The organism is Sphingobium sp. OAS761 (assembly GCF_024168485.1).
Taxonomy (GTDB): domain Bacteria; phylum Pseudomonadota; class Alphaproteobacteria; order Sphingomonadales; family Sphingomonadaceae; genus Sphingobium.
Map to the genome: position 1 here is coordinate 1 of NZ_JALJVY010000023.1, position 18,072 is coordinate 18,072.

Below are 18,072 nucleotides of genomic sequence, written 5' to 3' on the forward strand. Positions count from 1 at the left end.
CCCGCTACGATCGCTGCGCGCACACCTTCATGTCCGCTATCTGCATCGCCGCAACCGTCATCTTCTGGCTCGATCAATGAGTCCTGAGCCTAGGTCGTTCCCATTTTCGGCTTGGAGAACCGTGATGTCAGACGGGAGGATACCCGTGCCAAATTTCAGTTCGTCATTGCCCCCAGGGCCGCCATCATAAATGGTATCCTGGCCATCGCCGAGGTTGAAAATATAGCTATCGTCGTGGTCGCCGCCGCTAAGATAATCATTACCGGTGCCGCCTTCGAGGATATCATTGCCAGAACGGCCAATAAGCGTGTCGTTCCCTGCGCCGCCAAGAAGCGTGTCTGAATCGGCGCTGCCGCTAAAAATATTGTCGCCAGCTTTATCGGCCATCGAACGGGTAAGTATCTCAGTGAAGGTCCATATCGTCCCATCGGCAAAAGACACTTTCTCGATCCGGCCCCACCAATCGTTCAAGCCATTATCGATGGTTACCCGATCGTTGGTTCCTGCGATCAATATGACTAGGTCATTGCCATTATCAGCCTGCATCACCGTAATGTCGGAGGGCAGGATACCCGCGCCAAATTTCAGTTCGTCGTTGCCTCCAGGGCCACCATCATAAATGGTATCCTGGCCATCGCCGAGGTTGAAAATATAGCTGTCGTCATGGTCGCCGCCGCTGAGATAGTCATTACCGGTGCCACCTTCCAAGATATCGTTGCTAGAGCGACCAATAAGCGTGTCATTCCCCGCGCCGCCCAAAAGCGTGTCCTGGTCAGAACTTCCGTTGAAGATATCTTCACCGCCGTTATCCAACATCGATCGTGTCATAAGGTCGGCGTGGGTCCAAACCGCCCCGTTGGCAAAGGTGACTTTCTCGATGCGGCCATCCCAATTCTGCATGGTGTTATCAAGTGTTACCCGATCTTCAGTCCCGTCGATCAGGAGGACGAGATCATTCCCGTTGTCAGCCTGCATGACCGTTACGTCGGATGGCAGGATACCCACGCCAAATTGAACGACGTCCTCACCTCCCTGGCCACCGTCATAGACTACATCCTGACCATCGCCGGCATGGAAGACATAGGTGTCGCCATGATCTCCACCACTGAGATAGTCATTGCCGACGCCGCCTTCGAGGATGTCGTTGCTGGAACGGCCATAGAGCCTATCATCGCCTGCGCCGCCAAACAGCGTATCTGTGTCAGAACTTCCATTAAAGATATTTTCGCCACCGTTGTCCAACATCGATCGCGTCATGAGGTCGGCGTGGGTCCAAACCGTCCCGTCGGCAAAGGTCACTTTCTCGATGCGACCGTCCCAATTTTGCATGGTGTTATCGAGCGTGATGCGATCGTTAGTTCCGGCGATCAGTAGGACCAGATCATTTCCATTGTCCGCCTGAACTATTGTGATGTCAGAAGGTAGGACGCCTGCGCCAAACTGAACGATGTCTTCGCCACCTTGGCCACCATCATAAACGAGATCCTGCCCGTCGCCGAGATTGAAAACGTATGTGTCACCATGATCGCCACCTCGCAGATAGTCGTTGCCGATGCCGCCTTCGAGAGTGTCGGCCCCAGCCAATCCAATCAGGTTATCATTGCCGCTGCCGCCTGCGAGGATGTCAGCTGAACTCGTCCCTGTGAGGATCTCGTCCGTTCCGGGGACGCTGATGCGTGCTACCAGGTCATCATGAGTCCAAATAGTGCCGTCCGCAAAGGTCACGCGCTCGATACGCCGCTGCCCATTTGTCATGGTGTCGTTGATGGTGATGCGATCATCAGAGCCGGCGAAGGTCAGTACCAGATCGGTGCCGTTATCGGCCTGGGAAACTGTGACATCGCCCGTCAGAATGCCAGCGCCGAGCTGGATGGTTTCATTGCCCCAACCATCGTCGGTGATAACATCCTGCCCGTCACCGACATTGAAGACATAAGTGTCATCGCCATGGTTGCCATAGAGCATGTCGTTGCCGGTGCCACCGGTGACAACATCATTTCCATCGCGGGCGATCAGAATGTCGTTGCCTGCGCCGCCGCTGAGCGCCTCGCCATCATAGCTGCCATAAAAGACGTTATCGCCCGAAGCCGAAAGAAGGGAGCGGGTGACCAGATCAGCGTGCGTCCATACGGTTCCGTCCGCAAAGGTCACGCGCTCGATACGCCGCTGCCCATTTGTCATGGTGTCGTTGATGGTGATGCGATCATCAGAGCCGGCGAAGGTCAGTACCAGATCGGTGCCGTTATCGGCCTGGGAAACTGTGACATCGCCCGTCAGAATGCCAGCGCCGAGCTGGATGGTTTCATTGCCCCAACCATCGTCGGTGATAACATCCTGCCCGTCACCGACATTGAAGACATAAGTGTCATCGCCATGGTTGCCATAGAGCATGTCGTTGCCGGTGCCACCGGTGACAACATCATTTCCATCGCGAGCGATCAGAACGTCATTGCCTGCGCCGCCGCTGAGCGCTTCGCCGTCATAGCTGCCATAAAAGACGTTATCGCCCGAAGCCGCGAGAAGGGAGCGGGCAACCAGATCAGCGTGCGTCCATACGGTTCCGTCCGCAAAGGTCACGCGCTCGATACGCCGCTGCCCATTTGTCATGGTGTCGTTGATGGTGATGCGATCATCAGAGCCGGCGAAGGTCAGTACCAGATCGGTGCCGTTATCGGCCTGGGAAACGGTGACATCGCCCGTCAGAGTGCCAGCGCCGAGCTGGATGGTTTCATTGCCCCAACCATCGTCGGTGATAACGTCCTGACCATCACCGACATTGAAGACATAGGTGTCATCGCCATGGTTGCCATAGAGCACGTCGTTGCCGGTACCACCGGTCAGGGTGTCGTTATGATCGCCTCCTGATATGATATCATTGCCGGTTCCGCCTTCGAGGCGATCTGCCCCGTTACCACCCGCTAGAAAATCATTGCCACTAGCACCGGAAATGAAATCATCCCCATCCACGCCTGAAATAGTGTCGTTACCGCCAAGTCCGGCTATGTCTTCTCCAGCTGCTGTTCCGGTGATAATGTCCTTGTTCTCCGTACTGAACGAACGAAGATAGATGGTGGCGACGTCACCGGCATCAATTGGACCTGTCCCGACGAAGTTGAATCTCTCGACTCCAAATCCTCCTAAGTTGATCTGGTTCGTTAATATGATGCCTTTCGAGGTGTCGCCAAAATGAAGTTGTAGATCATTGGTTCCGGATAGCCGAATGACTTGAAGGTCGTCCAACTTAAGCTCGGACGAAAAGAAGACTGCATCATCATCGCCGGCTTCTTCTGTGATGCGATCCAGACCGTCACCAGCCGAGTAGACGTACATGTCGCTGCCGGAACCACCCATAAGGAGGTCATTTCCGATGCCGCCGACAAGTGTATCCGCACTATCGTTGCCTCTCAGTTCATCGTTGCCTTCAAAGCCATACAGTCGCTGATCACGGGTTTGGTTAGTTTGAACCGGATATAGCGTTCCTCCATCAGGCGCCGAATTTATTGACATGTAGGTAACGGTTGAGACGATTTCGCTCAGTATATCGTCGCCGGAAGTTCCGACAACCTCAGCTTGTAGCTTCATGAGCCACTGCCATCCGGTCACATTTTTCACATATTCAGCGCCGATCCCCATCGCCGCCGCGACGTTGAATAGAAGGGAGCCTTCTTGCTCATACCAAATTAGCCATGGATGGTGCGGCCCCGGCTCCGGCTCGGGTTCTTCCTCTTGAACTACAATCGACCCGATAGAGAAGCCGTTACGGTGTGGAGGGGGGGAGGGGGGCGGACCTCCACCTCCAGACACTGCAGACATGAATGAATAAGAGGGCTGATCTTCGATAAATGCTCGTGCAAAAGCATCAAAATCGCCAGACACTGTCCCGCTATTTAAATCCAATGATAGTTCTGAAAATTTATTTAAGTAAGAATACGCTAAATCTATATTTTCGATATCATTTAAAGCGGCCTCTGCTTCGGCTGACAATTCAGCAAAATAATCTGGATCATTAATGTCAAGTTCGGATACGGTCTGGCCGAGATCATTAATTATTAGATTTTGAGTCCTATTTGCTGCTTGTACCAAAAAACCAACGCCGAATTTTCCGATAATGCTATCCCAGACATCGTCGATCCGATCCTGCTGGCCAGCGCTCATTTCGAACAGGGATTCCCCCGTTAATGCTTCTATTAGCTTTTCTCTGAGAGTCGCATCTGTCTCGCTAGGGGCACCCATATCGATGCTGGCCCACCTGTACAAAATGTCGAGGAAGCCGCCACGCAGGAAATCTTCGAATGTTTCAAAGTCATGATCTCCAGTCGCGAGATCTACAACCATTGCCTCAAGAGTTGCATCGTGAAACATGGAGGTACGCAAATCTGCAATTGGCCCATAGCCTCCAAGGTTGGGTAGCGTAGCGATAGTTTCCAGATCAGCGTCTTCAGGAAGTGTAGGCCGGGTGACCGTCTCATCGGTTGCGAATTGCACACTCGCCATGGCACGTTGCCCGCCAGCGATAAGAGTGTAACTACCAACACGTGCGATCACGCTGCCGCCTATTTCATTTCCTGAATTTGTGTAGCTCAAGTTGAAACTTGCGATCCCTGCCTGAGTTGGTGTAAGCAACTCACTGGAAGAGGAAATTCCATCTCCGTTCGCATCCCGCCAAATGAGTAGCTTGGAGAAATCAGTGTCCTGCTGATCAATCTTGCCGTCGGCGTTGGTGTCTAATGTCGCCAGTTCGTCAAAGCCGTCCACATGGGTATTGCCGATGAGCTCGTTAATACCGTCCACGGTGGCGTTCTGATTATCATCAAGCACCAACAGGCCGTCATTGGGACCCGCCCAACCGACGCGCTCGACCGCCCCATCCCCGTCGATGTCAAATCTTGTATTGCTTCCTTCCAAAGCAATAAGTGTGACGCCATCACCATCCAAATCAATTACGAGTGGATCAGAGCGAAAGTGTCGCAAAAGGTCGCCTAGAGCATCCAAGGCATCAATCGCGTCAAACGGGAAATTCACGGTTTTCCCGAATAGCCATTCGCCCAAATCGCCGCCTATTTCTACACCGTAATAGGCCCCTAAAAGTCCTCCTAAAATCATGCCCGGCAATGTGGCGAAAGCTGCCGCCGTTAGAACTCCCAAGAACGCGCCACCGAAAGCCCTGCCGATATAGCCTCCCAAGAGTTCGTTCGCCTGCTGGCGGTCTCCCTTTCTGAGGGCATCCAGAATCTGCTCGCGAGTAAAATAGCCATCGACCGGAATCGTTAATAATGCGACGGCTTCAAGGGATTTTGTAAACCAGTAGGCTTTGCCAGCCGGCGACATATCCGCAAAACTCTGATATGGATTTGTGCCGATGCTTTCATGCAAGTCGGCCAACCCACTCCTCATTTTGTCTGTGCCAGACCAAGCCGTCTCGGGGCTGTATAAAGAAGTGCCACTTTTCTGATTTTTCAACAGCGATCCGTTTACGCCCGTTTCGCCAGAGTTAGGTAGCGCCGTCCTAAAGCGATCATAGCTATCTATAACCCCTTGCCGATCAAGCATTAATTCATCGCGATAGAAGCTATTCCAGTCTAGAATTTGCCTATCTCTATCGAATCTATATGTGCCATCGAATAAAGGGCCAGATATTTCCTTCCTTAGCCAATCATCGACCGTCGCAATTTTAAGATTGTCTGTTCCTTCTAAATCGGATATTTTTCTTATCGTATCATCTACTATGGAGTGCTCGCCCTTGTTGGAACTGTATTTTCCAGTATCATCAACTGGCATATAGTCAAAATACTGAGAGTTTTGGTTCCACCAATTGTACCGAGCATTCCATTCCGCAGTAGGAAGTCTGGGGTCGAGAAACTCTCCGAGATTGACATCATTAATTACCAGCCGATCACCTGAAAATTGGCTCGATTCCACAAACCGGTCTATGAACTCGGTGCCGGTTCCTGCGCTTTGGCCAACCTTCAGGCCTGCCACAAGAAATCCGCTATCTACAACAATAATGTTCGGCATTTACGCCTCCTCGGTAGGGCGAAGATCCAGAAACGCGTTATGGAGAGCCAAAGCTCTATCAGGAACAGGCATAGATTTGATTAGATATCCGTACGCAGACCAAGCAAAAGACTCCAATTGGTCTCCAATGTATGCGGTGTGGATTCTTAAATTTTCAGAATTTGCTGCGTAATTTTTGGACCGTGAAAATTCAACCGTTCTCGGAAAATTCTTTTTGAAATCTCGACTTATACAAGTAGAAATATTGCCAAAACTGGATCCGATAGAAAATTCCGCTAGAGGCGCTGCTTCCCCTCTTTTTAGATAATAAAATCCACTATCTTTGATAAATTGAAGAATTCTTTTTGGAGAAATTCCGTCGCCAGATCCAGTATTGAGTGAAATAAAATCTTGAGATAAAAGTTGTATTACACGATCGCATAATTTTTCTGAATCAAATTCATGTGTTTTCAAAAAAATATCAATATAGTCGCGCACATTGTCGTGCGAAAACTCGACCCATTCTACCAGGGGTATCGGCTCATCATCTGGGAGGTTGAAAAATCCGCCCATATCATGAAGATAGGCTCGTTTAATCTCAATGGCGCATGAATCAATCGTCATAGATTTCATCCTTCGCAAATTTGCATTGAATTAGCGTCGCGTAACTGCATCCAGAAATATGACGACAGCCATTTTTAGCTCCTAGAGTATGCAGGCAGTCCTAATTCCTTAGTTATCAATAGATATCTCATTCGCATCCAGATGGATAATATATCCATGCTGTCGGAATAGGATGATCTATCTTTTATGAAACGGCGAACAAAAGTGCCAATCGTTGAAAGCTCGTCAATTGCAATGTCTCTGCCCTTAATTTCAATAGGTTTTCAATTTTCTACTTCAATAGGATGTTCTTTTTTGAAAATTTCAAGCAAGGTTTTAGCTGTTACATCAGGAATGTTGCGCAAAATTTTTGACGTGCTCATGATCGAAATCCTTATGCCGCAATACGCGATGGTTATCTTTCTCGCAAAGAACTTTCGGTCGCTTCCGATATAGGGCTGGTCAAGTAGCTAAGGATGGTGCGCTTCCCTGTCTTTATATCAGCTGTTGCCGCCATTCCGGGACTTGCGTTGATGGCGTTATTCCCTCGTTTTATATTGCCCGAAAGCCACACCCGAGCCGGATATACCAATCCAAGCGTTTCATCTTCAATTGCATCTGAGCCTAAGCTCTCTACATGGCCGACTACAGTTCCATATCGAGTGAAGGGAAAAGCCTCGAGTTTCACGGATACGGGCTGACCTTCCTTCACAAACCCAACATCCTTGTTCAGGATTTTTACCTCTGCTACCAAGCTGCCGCCTTTGGGAACTATTACCATGATCGGTTTCGTCGGTTCGACTACACCGCCGATTGTGTGGACCGACAATTGCGCCACTGTGCCATCGACTGGAGAAACTAGACGTTGCAATCTGCTGCGTTGAGCGCTCTTGGTCATTTCTTCCCTCCGCAGTTTCGCTTCAGCTTCAGCTTTTGCGAGATTGCTGAGTACGCGTGCCCGGGCCTCTGCCTTGCTCTGCGCCATGGTGCTTGACGCGCTGGCGGATTGGGCTTGGGCCTTACGTGCAGTTTCTAGGGCAGCATCGCGGTCGCGGATCGTAGAAAAGCGTTGCCGCCTCATTTCGATCACTTTTAATTTTGCGGCATAGCCTTTCGCAAGCAGGCCTTCATAGGCTTGGAGTTGTTCATCGATGAGTGGAATGGTTTCGGACAGCTTCGCTGCTTGCACTAGCGCTTCTGAACGAGCGGCATGGGCCGCCTGTAAATCTGCGCTGCGGCCTGATACCGATGCTTCGATACCGGCAAGTTCGGCAGCAGCCAGCGATTGTTGGGTTGCGGCCAGCTGGGGCGCTGTCCCTTGAGGGGGAATGAACTTGAACCCACCGCCGTTCAAGGAAGATAGTATGGCCTTAGCTCTTGCAATGTCGAGAAGCGCCGTTTGCAGTGCCGCTTCCGCCTGAATGGCCTCGGCGGCGGATACGGTAGGATCAAGTTCCACTAAAAGTTGACCTTTGCGAACGGCTTGACCGTCACGAACTAGAATCGCTCGTACAATGCCGGCTTCGGCTGGCTGCACCAGTTTGACGTTGTCTGCTGGCACTAAACGCCCTGGTGCCGAGGCGACCACATCGACCGTGCCGAAGGTCAACCAAAGCATTGTGAGTGCCAAACCTGTCAGCATAACCCAAGCAGTAGCTCGCGCGGTAGGCGACACAGGTTGCTCGATAATCTCAAGGGCCGCAGGAAGGAAAGAGACATCGTCTACCCGCATAAGGGATTTAGCACGATGTTTTTCGTCGGCTAAGGCGGCGCGAACGCTGTTCCAGTGTTGAGCGATCGAGTTCATGCGACGCCCTCCCCTAGACCCATCTGGCGGTGATGCAGGCCCGCATAGCGCCCTCCTTTTCGGAGCAGTTCGTCGTGTGTGCCGACTTCCACGATACGACCTTTTTCGAGGGCGATGATACGGTCGCATTGTCGAATGGCGGAAAGTCTGTGGGCGATGATGAGGACCGTTCTCCCACGTGCCATAGCTCGGAGATTGCGTTGGATGATCTCTTCGCTTTCCGCGTCAAGCGCGGAGGTAGCTTCATCCAAAATGAGAATTCGAGGCTGGGTGACGAGGGCCCGAGCAATCGCGAGCCGCTGCCTCTGTCCGCCCGAAAGGTTGACCCCGCGCTCTTCGATGATTGTGTCGTAGCCTTGCGGTAATCCGACCACGAATTCATGTGCTCCCGCAAGCTGTGCAGCGGCCATCACCTGATCCAGCGGGAGGGCAGGATTGGCTAGCGCAATATTCTCACGGATCGATCGGTTGAAAAGAAGGTTTTCCTGAAGAACCACACCGATTTGTCGGCGTAGCCATGCCGGATCGATTTGGGCGATATCGACGCCGTCGATCAATATTCGTCCCGACGCGGGCGTGTAGAGCCGTTGCAGAAGCTTTGTCAGGGTTGACTTGCCAGATCCAGAGGAGCCTGCAATTCCCAGTGTGCCGCCGGCCGGCAAGTGAATGTTAATGTCCTCGAGCGTCCAGGGGCCATCTAGTCCATATCGAAATTTCACGTCTTCAAAGCGCACTTCGCCCTTGATTTCCGGAAGCGCCATACGGGAGGCCAAGCCTGGCTCGACTGGTTTATTGAGGATATCTCCCAGTCGGTCGACTGAAAGCCGGACCTGCTGAAAATCCTGCCAGAGCTGCGCCATGCGAATGACCGGGCCAGATACGCGCTGAGAGAACATGTTAAATGCGACCAAGGCCCCCACCGTCATGGCGCCGGCGATGACCTCTTGAGCGCCAAAAAATAATATGGCTGCCAAGCTAAGCTTCGAAATTAGCTGAACGGCCTGACTACCGGTGTTGCCAAGGTTTATCACACGCTGGTTCGCAGCGCTGTATCCTGCCAGTTGACGTTCCCAGCGCTCCTGCCATTGAGGTTCTACAGCGGACGCCTTGATCGTCTGCATGCCAGAAACACTTTCGACCAGAAGGGCGTTGTTCGCCGAACCGCGTTCGAATTTCTCATCGAGACGATTTCTCAAAGGACCCGTCACCAGTATCGACACGGCGACATAAGCAGGGATAGTGGCTGCTACGATCCAGAAAAGGGTTGTTGAATAAATCCACATAGCGATCAGGAAAACGACCGTGAATAGAGGGTCCACCAACACTGATAAAGAGGCATTGGTGAGAAACTCTCGGATGGATTCAAGCTGGCGAACGCGCGTCACCGTATCGCCGACGCGACGACCCTCGAAGTAAGAAAGAGGAAGTCCGAGTAAGTGCCGAAAGAGCTTGGAGCCCAGTTCAACATCAAGCTTTTGACTTGTTTCGGAATAGAGGCGGGTTCTGAGCCAACCAAAGACAACCTCCCAAAGTGAAACAGCGACGAACCCGATTGAGAGAACTTGAAGCGTGGCCAAAGTGTTATGGACCAAGACCTTGTCGATCACATTCTGGAAAAAAAGGGGCGCTGCTAATCCGAGGATGTTGATAGCAAGGGTAATTAAAAGCACTTCACCAATCAATTTTCGATAGCGAACGATTTGAGGGATAAACCAGCGGATATCGAAGCGCCCCACAGCCCCGCCAACGCTTTCTCTAGTCGTGAGCAGGATGATTTCGCCCGACCAGATTGCTTCGAGCGCTTCGCGGGACAGTTTTTCCACGTCGCGATCAGGACGTTGTATCAAGGCCTCGCTATCGTTCACCTTGCCGATCAGAAACCAACCCTCTCGCCCATTTGCCAGTGCGGGGAGAGGTTGTCGGACGAGCTTGTCAAAGTCGATGGAGGCGGACTTCACACGAACGCCGCGCTGACGTTGGGCCAGTCTTAGAATGTCCTGCGACTGAAGAGGCTTATGATGGCCCAGTTCATGTCGTAACTGCTCGGGAGCGACGGCGATTTTATGTATTGCTAACAACGTTGCCAGAGCGCGCACGCCGCTTTCGATCGTTTCAGCAGCGTCCGCCACCCAACCCCCACTTCGACCCAGTGGCACACCCCTGTACCAACAATTAAGTATTTCATGGCCTTCAAAGGATCACAACCGATAACGTTGGTAACCAAAGCGTTTACGCCAAATCGCCTCTGTCTAGCGTTGAAATAATTCCGCTGCAGCCGAAAGCTTCGGTTATCCTGCCGGATATGGCGGCGGGATAATGATTTCACATCGTACTGAATCCTTGGCCTTCTCGGCCGCCCTTTCGCATGCAGTGATAGCGTCACGATTTTCGCGCACCGTGTCTGCGGCATCCACGATGACCTGCCAGTCATCAGGGTTTCCGGCACGCATAAGTCGAATGCCCGCCTTCCAAAGCGACGGCTCTCCCATCGTGCGGGCCGCGAACCTTTCGGGCAAATTCCAGCCGTCGGGCGCAAGGCTTGCCATCCATCCCGGATTGAGCAGCCACAGGAGCGAGACAGCCAGTGCAGTCCCTATGCCCGTATAGATCATATCTCGGCGCTGCCGGTCCTTGCTGCGGATCGCGCCGATGGCCCGCATCTGGTCGGCATGGGCCTCGCGGTGAAGCGCCTGCGCCTGTTTGATGGACGCTTTGTCCGTCTCCCGCGCCGCTTCTGCTGACACGATAATTCGTTCTGCCATGCTCTCCGGGCTCATGTTGAGTGCTTCGGACTGCGAAAACGCCTTCATATGCTTAGCGATCTCGGCCAAGGCGGAGTTGATCTTGGCGAGCGTAGGGTTGTAGTCGGGAACATCGATACTCTGCTTCTCGATGGCGATATGCTCAAGAGCGCGCGCGATCACCGCCAAGCGCCCGTCAAACCGCGCGTCCATCTCCTCCACGCACGCCGCCAAGTGCGCGAATGCCTCCATCGCCGTGCCGGTCGGCGGCTGGGGTTCCGGCCCGTTCAACAGGGATTGTTCGTCCATAGTTACTTCTCCTTTCTAGCGCTCCATGCCGCGCCTTATGTCGTGGCCATGATCGAAGGGGATGGAAGCGGCGAGGTCGCGGCCGATGCTGCGGCCCATGTCCGGACCGATCTCAAGGCCAAGCTCTCGGCTGCGCAGTCCCAGCACCGATTCAAGCTGAGCGTCGCGCTCAAGGCTTTTCGCCATGTCGGCCATGTGCTGCGCCGTGGTCTTGGCACCCCGAAAATTGCCGTCTCGCACAAGCTCCTGATGCTGACGTTGCAACTGCTGCCAGCCTTCCACGAACCTGTCAGCGCGCTGGAATGGATCGATGCGGATTTCCGCCTCCGCCTGCATCGCCCGCACGGCATCATGGCCGCGTCCCTCTGCCGCCTCCCGGATCAGTTCGGGGCCAGCCCGGAACGCGCTGTTGAGGTCCGTCGAACCTTCGGGCCGGATCGCATCCAGAGCGTCGCGCGCCTTGCCCAGCGCCTCGCGCTGGTGGGGCATGGGATCGATGCCCTGCGCGCGGGTCTGCCGGATCGCATCGACGGCCTTGGCGTAACGCTCGACCGCGCCGCGCAAGCCGCCTGCGCGCATAGGCTGCGGGTCATGCTCGCGCTGCTGCTGGCGGGCTGGATCATGGACGGGTGCGGAAGCAAAACGGCCAAGGTTCAGACCATCAAACATGCCCCGCTCTGGCGCGGGCGTGGGCGGTGCCGCGCGATCCTGACCGGGCAGCGAAAGGCGCAGGCCGTCGAAGATCCCGCGCGCCTTCTCGACCACGGGCCTGACGATCTCGGCAACGCGCTCGCCAAAGCTGATTCCGCGCCGCTCGGCGAACTGCTGCGCCGGGTCGCGGCGCGCGTAGTCGCTCGCCATATCCTTGGCGCGCTCGCGGGACAGGGTGCGGACAAGGCGGGAGTCGTCCTTAAAATCATCCCGCCCGTAATGGAAGTCCACACCCTCCCGGTGGCGGGTGAGAACGACATAGGTTCCGTGCCGGTCCATCCCCGGCGTGGCCAGCGCATGGGTGCGATCGACGCTGACGGCCTGCGTCTTGTGGATCGTCGCCGCATAGCCATGATCGAGGTCGCGATAGTCCTTGAGGTCGAACGACACGGAGCGCCCGTCATCGGTGCGCACGGTCATGCTCTGCTCGTTGACCCGCTCGATGGTCCCCAGCGTGCCGTTCTTCACGTCCATGCTGCGTTCGTTGCGCCGGAACATGACGCGATCCCCGGATGCAAAGTCGCGGTCGCCGTTCGAGGTCTTCACGCGCGCGTCGTCGCCTAGCTCGCCCGCCTCACGGCGCTTGTCGCGCGCCATCTCGTTGAGGTCACGCACCTCGTCATTGGTGTGGGTGAAGATCATCCGCGTCTTGCCGGGTTCGGCGTGCCGCGCGGCGTCCCAACGGTCGATCAGATCGGTACGCGCCTGCTCGCGCGTTTGGGCCGCGTGAACCATGCCGCGATCCGCATAGGCCCGGATCGCTTCGCCAGTCCTGCCGGTCGCTAGATGCCGGGTGGCGTCCTTCTGCCAATCCTCATGCTGGCGGCGGATTTCGGTGATCTCGACGCCGCCATGTCGTTCATGGATCGCGCGGAACGCCGCGCCCGCCTCGATCGCCTGCAACTGCTCGGCGTCACCGACCAGCACGACCTTTGCGCCCGCCGCTTCGGCATGGGACAGCACGCGCTCCATCTGGCGCGTGCCGACCATGCCCGCCTCGTCGATCACCAGCACATCACTGGCGGTCAGAAGATCGCGCCCCTGCGCCCAGCCATATTCCATGCTGGCGATGGTGCGCGACGCAATGCCGGAGCCGTTCTCCAGTCCCTCCGCCGCGATGCCCGACAGCGCCATGCCGCGCACCTCGAACCCCGACCGCTCCCACGCCTCCCGCGCCACGCCCAGCATCGCGCTCTTGCCGGTCCCGGCATAGCCCACGACGATGCTCAAATCCCGATCGCCCGTCACATGCTCGAACGCCGCGCGCTGCTCGCCGGTCAATTCCAAGCCGCGCCCCTCCGCGTTGGTCAAAGCCGCGTCGCGGGCCTTCTCGTCGGTGCGATGCCGTTCGCGCTCCACCATCAGTTCCGAAGCGCGCTGCAACCGCTGTTCGGTTTCGATCATGTCGCGGCTGGTGAATCGGTCGTCGCCGCGCCCGTCCTTGCCCAAGGAGATCAGATCGGGCGACGCGCGAACGGCGCTCATCGCCCGGTCATACTGATCCTTGCCGTCGCTGTGCCGGTGGACGAACATCGCAAGGTCGCGCGTGGTGAATGTCGCCTGATGGTGGGTGATCGCATTGAGCGCCACGGAAGGATCGACGATGATGCGCTCGCCATTGCGCTGCGCGATCTCACGGTGATCCTCGATCCGCTCGGACTCAAGACCGCGCTCCCCCATGCGCGAGGCTGCTGGGCCGATCTTGTCTTGCGGCTCAAGCTCGATGCCCTGCGCCTCAAGGGATCGGTGATCTATGCGGGCGTCTATGTCGAGTTCGGAAAGGCGAGTATTGACGTGATCCGCCCAGCGCTCGCGCCACTGCTCGACAAGTTCGGTGCGGTTCCACTCGCGGACCTTCGCGCCGAACCCATCTTCGCCGACTTCGCGCATGGTGAGCATGACATGGGCGTGCGGCTTCGCCAGTTTGTCCGCGCCAACATCCCAATGCACATTGAGGTCCGCGATCATGCCGCGATCGACAAACTCGGCGCGCACGAAATCCTCTGCCAGCGCTACGCCTTGCTGCTGGTTCATCTCGCGCGGAATGGCGAACTCGACTTCGCGCGCTAGTTGCGCGTCCTTGCGCTTCTCAGTCGCCTCGACCTCGTTCCAGAGAGTCGCGCGATCCGAGAGGCGTTCGGGCGCGCCTTCTGGCAGGAGGATTTCCGAATGGACGACGCCCGCCTTGTTCGTGAAGTCATGGTCGCGGTCGAGGCGATCATCGTGCAAGCGTTCACCAGCACGATAGGCCGCCGCTGCGACCGCGCTGCGACCGCTGGCGCGGCCAATGACCTGAACGGAGAAATGGAAGATCGCCATAACGATCGTCCATTTACTACTCTGAGCGCACGTCGGCACGACGTATAAGCGCGCCCTCCCCGAATAAAATCCGAGCAGGGACTAGGCGGTGTCATCCCGTCCCAGCGACTCTACTGCGTCACCGTCTACCTTCTTCTATCATAGGCGCATCCTCACTCAATGGAGACTTTACGATGCGCAAGCCAAAGGACTTTGATACAGAATTGAAAGCGCTTGCCGACAAGGCGAAGGCTATCAAGGAACGCCGTGTGCGCCAGCTTGGCGAACTGGTCGCGGCAACCGGGGCCGACGCGCTCGACGCTGATCTGTTGGCCGGGGCGTTGCTCGGTGCTGTCGCGATGAAGGATGCCGCGACAAGGGAGGGCTGGCGCAAGGTGGGCGCGGCCTTCTTTCAGAGCAAGGCACGCCAGCCTGCACCGCGATCTGAGCAACAGCCGGAAGGCGCTCACCCGCTCCAAAGCGGCGCGGCATCGCGTTGAGGCGGCACAGGCGCGAAGCGACACAAGGGAATGGGTCATGAAGCGGCGCGAGCGCACACGGCATCTGATCGAACTGGGAGGGCTGGTCGTGAAAGCGGGGCTGGTCGATCTCACCGACGATGATCGCGCCACGCTCTATGGTGCTTTCCTAACAGTCGCAGAAAGACTGCGGAGCGATGAGGGAAAAGCCGCGCTCGCCTTGTGGCAACGCAAAGGCAAGCGTGCCTTTGAAGCGGAACAGGACGGCAGTTAGCGCGGGACAGACAATCGCACGCTGCCATCCGGCTCCGCATGATACTCGACCGTCGCCACGATGGGCGGGCGACTCTTGTCGCAGTAGCGCACGGTGATGATGCCCTCCCGGATCGCGGGACACAGGCCGGAGCCATAAAGAATGTCCGCCAGCGCATCGAAGGTCGTCGCCTTGGCGCGATAGGCTCCAGTCCATCGCACCGCCCAAATGTCTTCATTCGCTTTGACCCGGTAGCCCGCCTTCTGCGCAACGTCCATGACCGCGCCAAGCACCGTGTCCGCCCGCACATCGAAATCCAACACGGCGGACATGTCTGCGGGTTTGGAACGGACGGCCTGTGCGGACTTCATCCGCCATAGCGTCGCCTCCGCGCCCGCCATGAAGAGGCACAGGCCGACCATCGCCAAGGGCAGATGGTCGATCCAGCGTTTGAATCCGTCCGAGCGCCAAAAACGGCGAACCGGAATGAGCGGATTCCAGCGGCGTCGTGATGGGGCAGCACGTCGCACGATCCGCCATGTCCGTTGCAGCATGTTCGCACGGTAGGTAGGCTGGGAAAGGGCTATCGCTGTCGTCGGCTCCGGAGGTGGCGAAAGCATCGGCGCTGGCAGGCTTGCGGCAAGCGACGCCTGATGGTCCGCGACGGCGCACGCCGCGCGTTCTGCCAGTATCTCCACCCGCGCGAATGCCCATGACAGTTCCTCGCCCGAAATGCGGTAGGATCGCCCATAGCGCGCTTCGACGTAGGCGCGGCGAATGCACCCAAACGCGCGTCGCTCGAACCGGCTGTCTCTCGGCCACGCCGAACACAGACGCGGGTCCAGCGCCTCCGCCGCCTCGCGCAGTTCATCCAGCGCGTGGGTGCGCGGCGCGTGCAGGCTGATCGATCGCAAGACGGACAGATAGAAATGCTCGCACGCCTGATGCAGCATCAGCGCCGCCATCGGCGCATCGCCCCGCTTCCGATAGAAAGCCGCGCCAGCAAGAAAGCCGATGCCGCGCCTATGCGACCGCATGAACTCCGCAACACCCCGGATAGCCCGTTCCCGCGCGGGAAAGCGGCGCGGCTCTTGGAGGCGCAAGCCTTCCATCTGGTAGAGCGCAATGCCCCGCTCGGCGATGGTGATGAAATGGGGATTGCCCTCGGTCAAAGCGCTGTTGATCCGCTCAAGGCTTTCCACGGACAACCGCACCGGGCGCGCGATCTCGCCATGCTCCCATGCGCGGCGCAGCCGGTCACGCACCAGCCGCCAGTCACGTTTGCTACGGGCGAGGCGGGAATAGTTGACGATCGCCAGCAGCCGGAAAGCTTCCCCCGGCGCAACCTCTTCCCAATCCTTTTCGGCGTGCGGCCCATGCAGGATCAGGGTGAGGATGCGGCCAGCCCGGAAATGTTCGGAGCATCGGCCTTTGGTCGTCTCCTCGAACGTCTCGAACAGGATCGTGGTGACGTGGAGAAGCTCATCTCGGATTGGGGCGGGCAGATGATCGGCGTCGGTGCGCAGCATCATGACCGCGCCTCCTCTGGGCGACGCCGACAACCCTTCGGGCGCGGGTGGCCGGTCACGTCATGCACGCGATCCAGCAATGCACGCACAGGGGGTTTGATGGTGGCTGGGGTGAAGCCGCCCGTCTGGGGCCGGTCTTCCTCCCAATCATCATAGTGATAGCCCCACTTCCAGTAGGGCGAGAGAACCGAGGCCAGCCGCGCCATGTCGGGGCAGTCATGGCCGAAGCCACATGCATTGGCGTAAGCCAGAGCCTTGGCGATGTCCTGCTTGATATGGCGGGCGTTCCATTCATCGGCAAAGCCCACGTCGAGCAGATAGGCGCATAGCGCCTGCTGGCAAACGAAACCTGCGAAATGCAGGGCCGGGTTAGTAAAGCGGCTTTCTCGGAATGCTACTATGTCCGTTAGCATCCAACGCCGTTCGGCGTTGTGATAACGAAAGCGGCTGATGCTCCGCCCCTCTTTCGTGCGCGCAAGCGTCGCGCGCTCGTCCTCATAGCGCTGGTGAAGCGACGCCAGCGCCTTCGCCCAGGGCGACGTGATGAGCGATGCCGCGACAGGCGCGATCGTCATTCCACGCAGCAAGGCGCGTCTCGATGTGCTGATCCTCGATTCGCTGAAAGGATGTTCGAGCTTTGCCATTGCTAGCCTCCATCGGCAGCGTCTTTCTGACCGCTAAGAGCGGCTGCAAGACTATCCGATATCGGTTATATTGCGAAAACCCATCATTTGGCAATAACCGATATCTCTTACAGAACTTGCAATTGAAAGGTCGCGTTGGTCAGTTACGAGACTTCCATGGGAAGACCGCCGCTTGGAGTGAAAACAACCGTTGTTCGTCTGCCTGAAGGTTTGGCGGAGCGCATAGACGATCTGATCGGCCCTAACCGCCGCGCCCAGTTCATCCGCAAGCTTGTGGAAAAAGAGGTCCAGCGTATGGAAACTGAGCGTGAAGCCAAATCCGGCAGGCCGCCTTCAACCTGACGGAAACTTCATGTGACGCGGTTGTCAGGCAGGTCGTCGATGTGGTGATGTTTACGGGGCCGCCCTTGCGAATGCATGAGTTTTCCACAGTCATCGAACCAATTCCGGCTTGTGACCGAGATCGAAGTGAGACGGGGGGGTGCGAAGTGGAATCTTACCCTATCAGCCGTTGCGTTTAGCCGACCATATTCTCAGATGCTGCGAATCTACGTACCATTTTGAGCGCCAATGGCCGATTTGAAACGATCCGGTTGTTGGCCGATTAAGCTAATACCAACCTCCAATGATCCTGACTCACGTTGGGGATTCCCAAAGCGATGAATGTCTGAATCTATGGGTGCCGGTTGGAGGGCATTGCCATG

Annotated in this window: 11 protein-coding genes; 3 read left to right on the forward strand and 8 right to left on the reverse strand. The window is 56.5% G+C overall.

All coding sequences use genetic code 11. The features are described 5' to 3' along the window. Positions 1 to 57: 57 nt before the first annotated feature. The 6 genes from J3E64_RS20770 to traA form a co-directional block, all read right to left on the reverse strand. The gene (locus J3E64_RS20770) at positions 58 to 6,015 is read right to left on the reverse strand and encodes a calcium-binding protein (RefSeq protein ID WP_301287408.1); all 5,958 of its coding nucleotides are present in this window, start codon (positions 6,013 to 6,015) and stop codon (positions 58 to 60) included. Further along, positions 6,016 to 6,618, reverse strand: coding sequence for a hypothetical protein (locus tag J3E64_RS20215; protein WP_253345026.1), 603 nt, complete (start codon positions 6,616 to 6,618; stop codon positions 6,016 to 6,018). Positions 6,619 to 7,012: 394 nt separating this feature from the next. Next, on the reverse strand, positions 7,013 to 8,404 hold the full coding sequence (locus tag J3E64_RS20220; protein WP_253345027.1) for an HlyD family type I secretion periplasmic adaptor subunit: 1,392 nt from the start codon (positions 8,402 to 8,404) through the stop codon (positions 7,013 to 7,015). Beyond that, the gene (locus tag J3E64_RS20225) at positions 8,401 to 10,533 is read right to left on the reverse strand and encodes a type I secretion system permease/ATPase (protein ID WP_253345028.1); all 2,133 of its coding nucleotides are present in this window, start codon (positions 10,531 to 10,533) and stop codon (positions 8,401 to 8,403) included. Before J3E64_RS20225 ends, J3E64_RS20220 begins: the two co-directional genes overlap by 4 nt. A 159-nt stretch (positions 10,534 to 10,692) precedes the next feature. Beyond that, positions 10,693 to 11,454 (reverse strand): DUF6118 family protein, encoded by a 762-nt coding sequence (locus tag J3E64_RS20230; protein WP_301287409.1) that lies wholly within the window; start codon positions 11,452 to 11,454, stop codon positions 10,693 to 10,695. Between the two features lie 15 nt (positions 11,455 to 11,469). Continuing rightward, a complete protein-coding gene (traA, locus tag J3E64_RS20235) occupies positions 11,470 to 14,484 on the reverse strand; it encodes a Ti-type conjugative transfer relaxase TraA (protein ID WP_253345030.1) in 3,015 nt (1,004 codons plus the stop codon). A 173-nt stretch (positions 14,485 to 14,657) separates the two neighbouring features. On the opposite strand from traA, the gene traD reads away from it, so the two are divergent. Together traD and J3E64_RS20245 are read left to right on the forward strand one after the other, a co-directional pair. Next, positions 14,658 to 14,963, forward strand: a complete 306-nt coding sequence (traD, locus tag J3E64_RS20240) for a conjugal transfer protein TraD (RefSeq protein WP_253345032.1) — start codon at positions 14,658 to 14,660, stop codon at positions 14,961 to 14,963. A 37-nt stretch (positions 14,964 to 15,000) separates the two neighbouring features. Continuing rightward, the gene (locus tag J3E64_RS20245) at positions 15,001 to 15,216 is read left to right on the forward strand and encodes a conjugal transfer protein TraD (RefSeq protein WP_253345034.1); all 216 of its coding nucleotides are present in this window, start codon (positions 15,001 to 15,003) and stop codon (positions 15,214 to 15,216) included. Here the strand turns inward: J3E64_RS20245 and J3E64_RS20250 are convergent. Together J3E64_RS20250 and J3E64_RS20255 are read right to left on the reverse strand one after the other, a co-directional pair. Further along, positions 15,213 to 16,727 (reverse strand): HEPN domain-containing protein, encoded by a 1,515-nt coding sequence (locus J3E64_RS20250; RefSeq protein WP_253345036.1) that lies wholly within the window; start codon positions 16,725 to 16,727, stop codon positions 15,213 to 15,215. The two genes, J3E64_RS20245 and J3E64_RS20250, sit on opposite strands and share 4 nt — an antisense overlap. After that, complete coding sequence (locus J3E64_RS20255) at positions 16,724 to 17,368, reverse strand: hypothetical protein (protein ID WP_253345038.1); 645 nt, start codon at positions 17,366 to 17,368, stop codon at positions 16,724 to 16,726. The genes J3E64_RS20250 and J3E64_RS20255 overlap by 4 nt, the downstream gene beginning before the upstream one ends. 156 nt (positions 17,369 to 17,524) lie before the next feature. On the opposite strand from J3E64_RS20255, the gene J3E64_RS20260 reads away from it, so the two are divergent. Beyond that, positions 17,525 to 17,710: a hypothetical protein gene (locus J3E64_RS20260; protein WP_253345040.1), complete on the forward strand. Its 186-nt coding sequence runs from the start codon at positions 17,525 to 17,527 to the stop codon at positions 17,708 to 17,710. The last annotated feature ends 362 nt before the right edge of the window (positions 17,711 to 18,072 follow it).